This is a genomic window from Falsiroseomonas sp. RANM36 (assembly GCF_056682175.1).
Genome location: NZ_JBWXTD010000004.1, coordinates 770879 through 781380, shown reverse-complemented (window position 1 = coordinate 781380; position 10502 = coordinate 770879). Strand labels below are relative to the sequence as shown.

Below are 10502 nucleotides of genomic sequence, written 5' to 3'. Positions count from 1 at the left end.
CTCCGGGGGCGGCGCGGGGCGGGGGGGGGGGGGGGCCGGCCGCCCCCCCCCCGGGCGATGGTCCGATGCCTGACCGAAGCCGATGCGGCGGCCTTCGCCGAATCGCGCGCGCTTCTGGGCGGCGCGGCGGACTGGCCCGATGAAAGCTGGTCCCTGATCGGCCACCGCGCCGCGCCGGCGATGACCGCGCCGCCCGGGGTCCCGCGACCGTGATCGCGCCGCCACGCAGCCTCGACAACTTCGATGGCTGCGCGAATACTGTGCCGGCCAAGTTGGGAGACGAGCGATGCCGAAGCCCCTGATGCCGCTTGTGGGCCGCCGCCAAGTGCTGGCCGGGTTGGCCGCCGCGCCGGGCCTTCTCGCCGGCGGCCTTGCCGCGCGCGATGCCGCGGCGCAGGCCGGTGGCACGGTGAACTTCGTCGGCTGGTCCGCCGCGGTGGACCAGGTGAAGGCGCAGATCTCCGCCTTCGAGCGCGCGACCGGCACGCGCGTGAACTACGAGAACTTCCCCTGGGCGCAGTACCGCACGGCGCTGGTCACGCGCCTTGTCGGCAACGCACCGATCGACGTCGCATGGATCTCCGACGCCTGGCTGCCGGAATTCGCCGAGGCCGGGTGGCTGGCGGAGATCAACGACATTCCGCAGCTCATGCGCTTCAACGCCGAGGCCGCGGAATACTGCACGCAGTCCATGACCTATCGCGGCAAGCAGTACGGCCTCGCCTATTACGGCGACCACATGAGCTTCATGTACAACACGGAGATCCTGCAGCGCGCCGGCATCTCCGCGCCGCCGACCACCTGGGACGAGGTCGTGCAGCAATCGCTGCGCATCAAGCAGCAGGGCATCTCGGAATTCCCGCTACTGCTCTCGCTCGCGGCCGACACCTGGCTGATCGAGTTCGTCTCCGCGCTCACCTTCGCCTTCGGCGGCCGCTTCACGGATGAGCAGGGCCAGGCGGTGATGGCGGATCCGAACCGCGGCGCCGTGCGCGCGGCGCGCTTCATCCGGGAGGCGATCCACACCCACAAGATCGTCTCGCCCGGCGCGGTGGAGACGCCGGAGATCAACGGGCTGCGCGCGATGGGCGGCGGCTCGCACGCCTTCGGCATCGTGCCGACCTATCGCATCCGCGCGCTGAACGATCCCTCCCAGGCCTCGGCCGCGGGCAAGATCCGCATCGCGCTGATGCCGAAGGGCGGGCCGGACGGCGCCAACGCCACCTGCGGCTGGATCCGCTTCTACGGCATGACGCCCGGCGCCAAGCAGGATCGCGCGCGGCGCGAGCGGGCGGTCAAGTTCGTGGAGTTCTTCGGCGGCCGCGACACCTCCGGCGAATACTCGATGCAACGGCTGCTGCTGACCGATGTGGGCCTGCCCACCTGCGCCATGCCGCTGGCGCAGGACCCGGTGGTGCAGCAGTTCTGGCAGCGCTGGGCCGGTGGCGGCGAGGTGATCGCGCAGCAGGCGACGCTGGCGAAGAAGAAGGACGTGATCTCGCCCTGGTTCGGCGAATGGGTCGAGACCTCCAACCAGGCCTGGCAATCCGTCTGCCTCGGCCGTGCGGAGCCGGAGGCGGCGATGCGCGGCGCGGCGGCGAAGTGGACGGAGCTGCGCCGGGCCTTCCGCTGAGGTGAGCGCGACGGTGCAACGGCGCCCCGCTCCGGGGCGCCGGAGGCGCTTCGCGCTGGGCTATGACGAGCGCATCGCCGCGCTGCTGGTCTTCCCGGTGGTGGCGGTGCTCCTGGTCGTGGCCGCCTATCCGATCCTCTATTCCTTCTGGGTCAGCCTGCACGACATCGTGCTGACGCGTCCGCTGCGCCGGCCCTTCGTCGGCTTCGACAACTACCTTCGCATCTTCGCCGATGACCGCTTCTGGCTCGCGGTGGGACGGACCACCTTCTACACGGTCGTGACCGTCGCCGTGACCACGATCCTCGCCGTGCTGGTCGCGCTGCTGCTGAACGAGGCCTTCCCGGGCCAGCGTTTCCTCTCCGTGCTGCTGCTGGTGCCCTGGGCGACGCCCTCGGTCGTGAACGGGCTGATGTGGAAGTGGATCTACGATCCGACCTACGGCCTGCTGAACGGGCTGCTGCTGCAGCTCGGCCTCATCGAGCGATACCGTGCCTGGCTCGGCGATCCGGACCTGACATTGCTGCTGATCGCCAATGCGGCGATCTGGAAACAGATGCCGCTGGCCGCGCTGCTGCTGATCGTGACGATGAAGGCGATCCCGGACGACCTCTATCGCGCCGCCAAGGTGGATGGCGCCAATGTGTTCCAGCGCTTCGTGCATGTCACGCTGCCGGCGCTGCGGCCAGGGCTGATGCTGGTGCTGGTCTATGAGACGATGATCAGCATCCGCCATTTCGACCTGTTCCTGATCATGACGCAGGGCGGGCCGGGCGATGCCAGCTTCACGCTCTCCTGGCTGATCTATGTCGAGACCTTCCGCTCCCTCCGCTTCGGCACGGGTGCTGCAATGAGCTACGTGCTGGCGATGGCGACCTTCCTGCTGTCCTGGGCGGTGATCCGCTGGCTGGGGAAGCGCCTCTGATGGCCGGCCGTCCTGTTGCACCCCGGATCGGCCGCGCGCTGCTGCTGGCGTTCTTCTCGGCGCTCTTCGTGCTGTATGTCGCGGGGCCGGTGGCGTGGCTGGTCTCTTCCTCGCTGCAGACCGAGGCGCAGATCACCGCGGTACCGCCGAACTGGCTGCCGCCGGAGCTCAACTTCGGCAATTTCGACGCCATCCTGAACGCCGCCGAGCGCCAGGTGACCTACGAGACGCGGCGCCAGGGCGACCCTGCCACCGGCGGTTTTCTTCCATCCGGCGCGGCGAACCTGATCCCCTCGCTCTGGAACAGCCTGACGGTCGGGCTGTGGGTGGCGGTGCTGAACCTGCTGCTGTCCATCACGGCGGCCTATGCGATCGCTGTCATCGACTTCCGCGGCCGTCGCGCCACGCTCTACACCGTGCTGGCAACACGCGTGGTGCCGGACATCGCGCTGATCGTGCCGCTGTTCCTGGTGGTGCGGAATCTCGGGCTGATCAACACGCTGGGCGCTCTGGTGGTGACCTACCTCGCCATCACCGTGCCCTTCACCATCTTCATCCTGATCTCCTATTTCGAGGGCATCCCGCGCGACCTCTACCGCGCCGCGCGGATCGACGGCTGCGGCCATTGGGGGGCGCTGCGGCATGTGTATCTGCCGCTGTCGCTGCCGGCGCTGGTGGCCTCGCTCACCTTCGCCTTCCTGACATCCTGGAACGAATTCGTCTTCGCGCTGGTGCTGACGCAGAACGTCGCGGCGCAGACGCTGCCCATCGTCATCTCGGGATTCGTGATGGACTTCACCACCAGCTTCTCCTTCGTGAACGCGGCGGGCGTCATCGCCATCATCCCGCCGGTGCTGATGGCGGTGCTGTTCCAGCGCTACATCGTCTCCGGCCTCACGGCCGGCGCGGTGAAGGGGTAACGCCATGGCCACCATCGCCTGCGAGCAGCTGACGAAGCGCTATGGCAGCGTCGTCGCCGTGGACCGGCTGGACCTGACCATCCGGCACGGCGAGTTCATGGTCCTGCTCGGCCCCTCCGGCTGCGGCAAGACCACCACGCTGAACATGATCGCGGGGCTCGAGGAGATCAGCGACGGCACGCTGCGCTTCGACGAGAAGGACGTGACCTGGCAGCCCCCGCACAAGCGGGAGGTCGCGATGGTCTTCCAGTCCTACGCGCTCTACCCGAACAAGACCGTGCGCGAGAATATTTCCTTTCCCTTGGCCCTGCGCCGTACGCCGCGGGCGGAGATCGAGCGGGCCGTTCAGGAGGTCGCGGAGCAACTCGAGATCGCGCATCTGCTCGATCGTCGTCCGTCGCAGCTCTCCGGCGGGCAGCGGCAGCGCGTGGCGCTCGGCCGCGCCATCGTGCGCAAGCCGAGCGTGTTCCTCATGGACGAGCCGCTGTCGAACCTCGACGCCGCGCTGCGGCTTTCGATGCGCAGCCTCATCAAGCACCTGCACCAGCGCCTGCAGGCCACCTTCGTCTATGTCACCCACGACCAGGCGGAGGCGATGACGCTCGCCGACCGGATCGCGGTGATGCGCGGTGGCCTGATCCAGCAGCTCGACACGCCGGAGGGCATCTATGGCCGCCCGGCCAACACCTTCGTGGCCAGCTTCCTCGGCAGCCCGCAGATCAACCTGGTCGAGGGCGAGATCGCGTCCGATGGCAGCTTCGCCCGCGGCCCGCTGCGCATCGCGCTGCCGGAAGGCGCCGCGGCGCCGGGGCGCGCCGTGACGCTCGGCCTGCGGCCGGAGGATGTCGGCGCGCCGGCACCCGGCCTCGCCACCATCGCGGCGCGGGTGGACCTGGTCTCGCCGCTCGGCTCCGAGACGCTGCTGGAAGTCGTGGCGCCCGGCGACGTGCCGCTGACGCTGCGGGTCGCGAAGGAATGGCGTGCGCGTTCCGGCGATACGATCAGCTTCGGCGTGGACCCGGCGCGGCTGCACCTGTTCGACAAGCAGACGGAAGCACGCCTGTGAGCGTTCCGCCGCCCCCCGAGCCGGGCGGCGTGCTTGGCCGTCCGCTGCGACGGCGCGAGGACCGGCGGCTGCTGATGGGACAGGGCCGTTTCCTCGATGACATCGCGGCGCCGCCCGGCTGCCTGCATGCTGTGTTCGTGCGCAGCCCGCATCCGCATGCGCGCATCGGCGCCATCGACGCCGCTGCCGCGCGCGCCGTGCCGGGCGTGGTCGCCGTGCTGACCGGGCGCGATCTGAACGGGCTCGTCGCGCCGCTGCGCATGGCCCCGCCCATCGAAGGCCTGCTGCCGATGGAGATGCCGGTGCTGCCGGTGGAGACGGCGCGCCTGGTCGGCGATCCCGTCGCGCTGGTCCTGGCGGAAGCCCGCGTGGCCGCCGAGGATGCGGCGGAGCTGGTGCAGGTGGATTGGGACCCGCTTCCCGCCATCGCGAGCATCGCGCAAGCGAAGGAAGCTGTGGCGCTCGTGGACCCGGCGGTTCCGGGCAACCGCGTCTCGCGCCAGTCCTTCGCGACGCCAGGTCTCGACGGGGCCTTCGCGCGTGCCGATCGCGTCGTAGAAAAACGCTTCGGCCAGCACCGCCAGACCCATGTGCCGCTGGAACCGCGCGGCGTGCTGGCGATCTGGGATGCGGGGCGCGAGCACCTGACGATGCGCGTCGGCACCCAGGCGCCGCATCCCTATCGCAGTGCTGTCGCCGCGCGGCTCGGCCTGAAGGAATTCCAGATCACCGTGGACAGCCCGGAGATGGGCGGCGGCTTCGGCCAGAAGATTATTCCGTTGCGTGAAGATCTTTGCCTGGCTGCCGCTGCCCGGCTTCTGAACAGGCCGGTCCGGTGGCGCGAGACACGCGGCGAGAACCTGACAGCCGCGATGATGGCGCGCGAGGAGGACGTCACCACCCGTGCGGCCGTCACCGCCGATGGTCGCCTGCTCGGCCTGACCTGCGCCATCGAGGCCGATTTCGGCGCCTGGTCCTTCTTCCCCGCCAACTACATGGCGCGCGTCGTCGCGATGATCCTGACCGGGCCCTATCGCGTGAAGGAATACGGCTACGACGTGCAGGTCTGGCTGACCAACAAATGCCCCGCCGGCCCGATGCGCGCGCCGATGGCCGTCACCTCCTGGATCATGGAGGGGACGATCGACGCGATCGCACGCGAGCTCGGCCTCGATCCGCTGGAGGTGCGGCGGATCAACTCCATCGCCGATGCCGACCTGCCCTTCATCACCGCGACCGGCGAGCGCTACGACGCGCTGACCCCGCGCGCGACGCTGGATGCCGGCGCCGAGACGCTCGGCTATGCCGACTTCCGCGCGCAGCAGGCGCGGAAGCGCGAAACACTGCTCGGAATCGGGCTCTGCACGGTGGTGGAAAGCACCACCTACGGCTCCGCCTTCTACAAATCGGCCGGCATCCCCGGCTCGGGCCACGAGGTCGCGACGATCCGCGTGGAGCCCTCCGGCGCTGTCATCGCCTCCTGCGGGCTGATGGGCTCCGGGCAGGGCTACGAGACCACGCTCGCCCAGGCCGCCGCCGCGGGGCTTGGCGCGGCCTTCGAGGATCTGGTGATCCAGATCGGCAACAGCGACATCGCGCCCTACGGCATGGGCAGCCGCGGCAGCCGCGGTGCGGCGGCGGGCGGCGGCGCGCTCTACATGGCCGGGCAGCGGCTGAAGGCGAAGGTGCTGGCCATCGCCGCGGCAATGCTCGACCTCAACAGCGCCGACGGCCTCGACCTGCGGGAGGGCCGCGTGCTGCGGCAGGTGGAAGGCGCGTGGTCCGACACGGGCCTCTCGCTGGCACAGGTGGCGCGCACCGCGCATCTCGATCCGCTGCGCCTGCCGCCGGGGATGGAGCCCGGCCTGCACACGGTGCTGGCTTTCGACCCGCCGGCGATGACCTACACCAACAGCACCCATGCCTGCGCCGTGGAGATCGAGCCCGCGACCGGCGCGCTCCGCATCCTGCGCTACGTCGTCGCCGAGGATTCTGGTACGCGCATCAACCCGCTCGTTGTCGAGGGCCAGACGCATGGCGCGACGGCGATGGGCCTTTCCGGCGCGATGATGGAACACGCGGCCTATGGCGATGACGGCCAGGCGCTGGCCGGCTCCTTCATGGACTACGCCCTTGCGCGCGCCGCCGATCTGCCCGATTTCACGCTCTCGCACCACGACACGCCGAACCCGCGCACGCCCGCCGGCATCAAGGGCATGGCGGAGGGCGGGACGATGGGCGGCATCGGCGCGCTGATGAACGCCGTGAACGACGCGCTGGCGCAGGCCGGCGCGCATCTCGAAAGCCAGCCCGCCACGCCTTCGCGCATCTGGGCGGCGCTGCAGGCCGCGAAGGACTCGCCATGAGCAACGACACGCTTCCCCGCATCGGCTTCATGGGGCTCGGCATCATGGGCGGCGCGATGGCCGGCCATCTGCGCGCCGCCGGCCATCCCATGACCATCGCCAACCGCTCGCGCGGGCCGCGCGTGCAGGCGCTGCTGGATGCCGGTGCCACCTGGGCGGAGACGCCGGCAGCGCTCGCCGCCGCCTCCGACATCGTCATCACCATCCTCGGCTTTCCGCAGGATGTGGAGCAGGTCTGGCTCGGCGCCGAGGGCCTGCTCGCCGGCGCGAAGCCCGGCACGCTGCTGATCGACATGACCACCTCCTCGCCGCGGCTCGCCGTGGCGCTGGCGGAGAAGGCCGCGGCGAAGGGCTGTGCGGCGCTGGATGCGCCGGTCTCCGGCGGCGATGTCGGCGCGCGCAACGCGGCGCTCTCCATCATGGTCGGCGGCCATGCCGGCGCCTTCGCGCGCGCCGAGCCGGTCTTTGCGAAGATGGGCAAGACGATCCGCCACATGGGCGGGCCGGGCGCCGGCCAGCACACCAAGATGGCGAACCAGATCGCCATCGCCTCCGCCGTGATGGGCGTGGCCGAGGCCGTCTCCTACGCGCGCCGCGCGGGGCTGGATGGCGAATCGGTGCTGGCGGCGCTGGCGCCGGGCGCGGCGGGCTCCACGCAGCTCAACGTGATGGGGCCGAAGATGCTCGTCGGCGATTTCGCGCCGGGCTTCATGGTGAAGCACTTCCTCAAGGACCTCGGCATCGCCATGGCGGAAGCCGAGGCGATGGGCCTCGACCTGCCGGGCATGGCGCAGTCCCGCCGGCTGTTCGAGCGCGTCCAGGCGGAACTCGGCGGCGAGGTCGGCACGCAGGCGATCATCGCCGCCTATCGCTGAACGGGGCACGCGCGCGTCTGCCCGGCGCGCGCGACCTGGCCTATGCTGCGCGCGATGTCCGGCGAAACCCCGCAACGCCCCGCACCGGCCGATGGCGAGCCGGACGACGAGGCCTTCCTGCGCGCACTCGGAAGCCGCCTGCGCACCATCCGCGCGCGGCGCGGCGTGACGCGGCGCGACCTGGCGCGGCTCTCCCGCGTCTCGGAACGGCACATCGCGCAGGTGGAGCTCGGCAGCGGCAACATCTCCATCCTGCTGCTGCGCCGGATCGCGCGCGCGCTGGGCATCGGCGCCGACGAGCTCACCGCCGAGCGGGCGGAACGCAGCGTGGAGCACGCGCTGCTCGACACCTTCCTGGCGCAACTGCCGGAGGCGCGCCTGGCCGAGGCGCGGCGCCTCGTGCTGCAGCATTTCGGCGGCACGCCAGCGCCTTCCCGCGCGCGACGCATCGCGCTGATCGGGCTGCGCGGCGCGGGCAAGTCCACGCTTGGCCGGCTGCTGGCGGAGCGGCTCGGCGTGGATTTCGTCGAGCTCGACCGGGAGGTGGAGCGCGAAGGTCGGATGGAGCTGTCCGACATCTTCGCCGTACACGGGCAGGAGGGCTTCCGTCGGCTGGAACAGGCCGCGCTGCACCGCCTGGTGCGGCAGGATCAGCCCGCGGTGATCGCGGCCGGCGGCGGCATCGTGGCGGAGCCCGCGACCTTCGGCCTGCTGCTCGACAGCTGCGTCACCATCTGGCTGCGCGCGACTCCCGAAGACCATATGCGCCGCGTCATCGCGCAAGGCGACACGCGGCCGATGCGCGACAACCGCCGCGCCATGGAGGACCTGCGCGCGATCCTGGACAGCCGCGCGCCGCTCTATTCGCGCGCCGACTGCATCGTGGAGACATCCGGCCGAGACGTCGAGCAGGTGCTGGAGGCGCTGCTGGCGCTGCCTCTGCTGGCCCGCGCCTGATCAGCCGGCCAGCAAATCCGCTTCCAGCTTCGCGCGGAACTCGGGCGGGATGGGGATCGGCTTCATCTTCGCGCCCGTCGAGTCCACGAAGGCGCAGACCAGCCGGCCTTCATAGGACACGCGCTCGCCGACGCGCCCGATGACGACGAAGGTCACGGAGGATCCGCCGAGCTTTGCGATCCGAACCTCGGTCTCCAGCGTGTCGCGCGGCGTGACGGGGCTGCGGAAATCCAGCTCCACCCGCACGAAGGGCGAGCCGGAGCCCATGTCCAGGTTGAACTCATAGAAGCTCGCGCCGAGGCGGTCGGTGAAGAAGGCCTCGATCGCGTCCATCGCGAAATCCAGGAAGCGCGCGGTGTAGGCGATGCGCGCCGGATCGGATTCTCCCCAGCGGATCCGCCGGGCGTGGATGAAGGGATAGGCTTTCCCCTCAATACGTTTCGACATGGAAGCGGCCTTCCTCGCGCATGGCCGCGCGCAGCGCCGACCAGTCCATCCCGTGCACCGCCGCGATCTCCGTGAGCGCCTGGTCCACGCCGGCCTCCAGGCCGCGCAAGCCACAGACATAGATGTGGGTGCGCGGCTTCGCGAGAAGCGCGGCGAGCTCGATACGGCGCGTGCGCATGCGGTCCTGCACGTATTCCTTGGGCGCGCCGGGCACGCGGCTGTAGACGAGCTCCTGCGCCAGCACCTCGGCCGGCACTTTCTGGAGCGGGCCGAAATAGGGCAGTTCCTGCGGCGTGCGCGCGCCGAAGTAGAGATGCAGCTTGCCGCTGCCGGCCTGTGCGATGCGCCGGCGGCGTTCGGTGAAGCCGCGGAAGGGCGCGGCGCCGGTGCCGGTGCAGATCATCACCACATCGGCCTCGGGCTCGTCCGGCAGCAGGAAGGTGGTGCCGAAGGGTCCGATCACGCCGAGGCTGTCGCCGACCTTGAGGTCGCACAGCCAGTTTGAGGCGACACCGCGGAAGACGCCGCCATCCTCGCGCGGCTCGGCGACACGCTTGACGGTGAGTGCGAGGTTGTTCGCGCCGGGCTTCTCGCCGTCGCGCGCGGAGGCGACGGAGTACAGCCGCATCGCATGCGGACGGCCTCTCGCGTCGAGCCCCGGCGGCACCACGCCGATGCTCTGGCCTTCGAGAACCGGGAAGGTCGTAGTGCCGAAATCCAGGATGATGTGGTGCACGTCCGATGACGTGCCGGACTTCGTGACGCGGATGTTGCCCGTCACTCTGGCCTGCGCCGGCGTCGCGCGATTGAACAGGTTGACCTTCGGCTTTGCCGCAGTGCTCGGGGCGCGCACCGGTCCGCCGGCGCCCTTATGGGCCTCCGCGAACAGCGCCGCGGCTTCCGCATCGGCGGCCGCGGCGGCGAGGGCCGGTTCCGGCGCGCGCGGCGGCAATTCCTGCCAGGAGAACTGCTCCTCCAGGCTGTAGGGCTTCGCGACGTTGAACCAGTTGTCGATCGCCCCCGTGGGGCAGGGGGAGATGCAGTCGCCGCAGGCGTTGCAGGTGTTCGCGTCCACGACGTAGTTGTTGTCGTCGTGGGTGATTGCGTTGATCGGGCAGGTCGCCTCGCAGGTGTTGCAGCGGATGCAGATCTCGGGGTCGATCAGGTGCTGCTTGAGGGTCGTGCCCTCCGCGTTCTGCATACCATCCATGGCTCACTCCCGGGCCGATCAGCGCTGGCGGGCCCCCGGGGGGGGCCCGGGCCCCCCAGGGGCCCCCCCCCCGGGCCGCCCCGCCCCCCGGGGCGCGCCCCGC

Annotated in this window: 10 protein-coding genes; 8 read left to right on the top strand and 2 right to left on the bottom strand. The window is 70.4% G+C overall.

What is annotated here, in order from left to right:
- The 8 genes from AC1MIR_RS17540 to AC1MIR_RS17505 form a co-directional block, all read left to right on the top strand.
- On the top strand, nt 1-213 hold a 213-nt coding region (locus AC1MIR_RS17540), incomplete at its 5' end, for a hypothetical protein (protein WP_480029470.1).
- A gap of 73 nt (nt 214-286) precedes the next feature.
- Complete coding sequence (locus AC1MIR_RS17535) at nt 287-1633, top strand: ABC transporter substrate-binding protein (protein WP_480029469.1); 1347 nt, start codon at nt 287-289, stop codon at nt 1631-1633.
- A 13-nt stretch (nt 1634-1646) separates the two neighbouring features.
- Complete coding sequence (locus tag AC1MIR_RS17530) at nt 1647-2558, top strand: carbohydrate ABC transporter permease (protein ID WP_480029468.1); 912 nt, start codon at nt 1647-1649, stop codon at nt 2556-2558.
- Entirely contained in the window at nt 2558-3478 is a 921-nt protein-coding gene (locus tag AC1MIR_RS17525) for a carbohydrate ABC transporter permease (RefSeq protein ID WP_480029467.1), read from the top strand. The genes AC1MIR_RS17530 and AC1MIR_RS17525 overlap by 1 nt, the downstream gene beginning before the upstream one ends.
- Before the next feature lie 4 nt (nt 3479-3482).
- A complete protein-coding gene (locus tag AC1MIR_RS17520) occupies nt 3483-4544 on the top strand; it encodes an ABC transporter ATP-binding protein (RefSeq protein WP_480029466.1) in 1062 nt (353 codons plus the stop codon).
- A complete protein-coding gene (locus AC1MIR_RS17515; protein WP_480029465.1) occupies nt 4541-6910 on the top strand; it encodes a xanthine dehydrogenase family protein molybdopterin-binding subunit in 2370 nt (789 codons plus the stop codon). Before AC1MIR_RS17520 ends, AC1MIR_RS17515 begins: the two co-directional genes overlap by 4 nt.
- On the top strand, nt 6907-7785 hold the full coding sequence (locus tag AC1MIR_RS17510) for an NAD(P)-dependent oxidoreductase (protein ID WP_480029464.1): 879 nt from the start codon (nt 6907-6909) through the stop codon (nt 7783-7785). The genes AC1MIR_RS17515 and AC1MIR_RS17510 overlap by 4 nt, the downstream gene beginning before the upstream one ends.
- A 54-nt stretch (nt 7786-7839) precedes the next feature.
- On the top strand, nt 7840-8742 hold the full coding sequence (locus AC1MIR_RS17505; protein WP_480029463.1) for a helix-turn-helix transcriptional regulator: 903 nt from the start codon (nt 7840-7842) through the stop codon (nt 8740-8742).
- On the opposite strand, the gene AC1MIR_RS17500 is transcribed toward AC1MIR_RS17505, so the two are convergent.
- Together AC1MIR_RS17500 and boxA are read right to left on the bottom strand one after the other, a co-directional pair.
- Nucleotides 8743-9189, bottom strand: coding sequence for an acyl-CoA thioesterase (locus tag AC1MIR_RS17500; protein ID WP_480029462.1), 447 nt, complete (start codon nt 9187-9189; stop codon nt 8743-8745).
- A complete protein-coding gene (gene boxA / locus AC1MIR_RS17495) occupies nt 9173-10399 on the bottom strand; it encodes a benzoyl-CoA 2,3-epoxidase subunit BoxA (RefSeq protein WP_480029461.1) in 1227 nt (408 codons plus the stop codon). Before boxA ends, AC1MIR_RS17500 begins: the two co-directional genes overlap by 17 nt.
- Nucleotides 10400-10502 lie beyond the last annotated feature (103 nt).

What these genes read in the sequence shown, in the direction of transcription:
- AC1MIR_RS17525 (WP_480029467.1), top strand. Translation starts at nt 2,558, where the DNA reads ATGGCCGGCCGTCCTGTTGCACCCCGGATCGGCCGCGCGCTGCTGCTG.
- AC1MIR_RS17510 (WP_480029464.1), top strand. Translation starts at nt 6,907, where the DNA reads ATGAGCAACGACACGCTTCCCCGCATCGGCTTCATGGGGCTCGGCATC.
- AC1MIR_RS17505 (WP_480029463.1), top strand. Translation starts at nt 7,840, where the DNA reads ATGTCCGGCGAAACCCCGCAACGCCCCGCACCGGCCGATGGCGAGCCG.
- AC1MIR_RS17535 (WP_480029469.1), top strand. Translation starts at nt 287, where the DNA reads ATGCCGAAGCCCCTGATGCCGCTTGTGGGCCGCCGCCAAGTGCTGGCC.
- AC1MIR_RS17520 (WP_480029466.1), top strand. Translation starts at nt 3,483, where the DNA reads ATGGCCACCATCGCCTGCGAGCAGCTGACGAAGCGCTATGGCAGCGTC.
- boxA (WP_480029461.1), bottom strand. Translation starts at nt 10,399, where the DNA reads ATGGATGGTATGCAGAACGCGGAGGGCACGACCCTCAAGCAGCACCTG.
- AC1MIR_RS17500 (WP_480029462.1), bottom strand. Translation starts at nt 9,189, where the DNA reads ATGTCGAAACGTATTGAGGGGAAAGCCTATCCCTTCATCCACGCCCGG.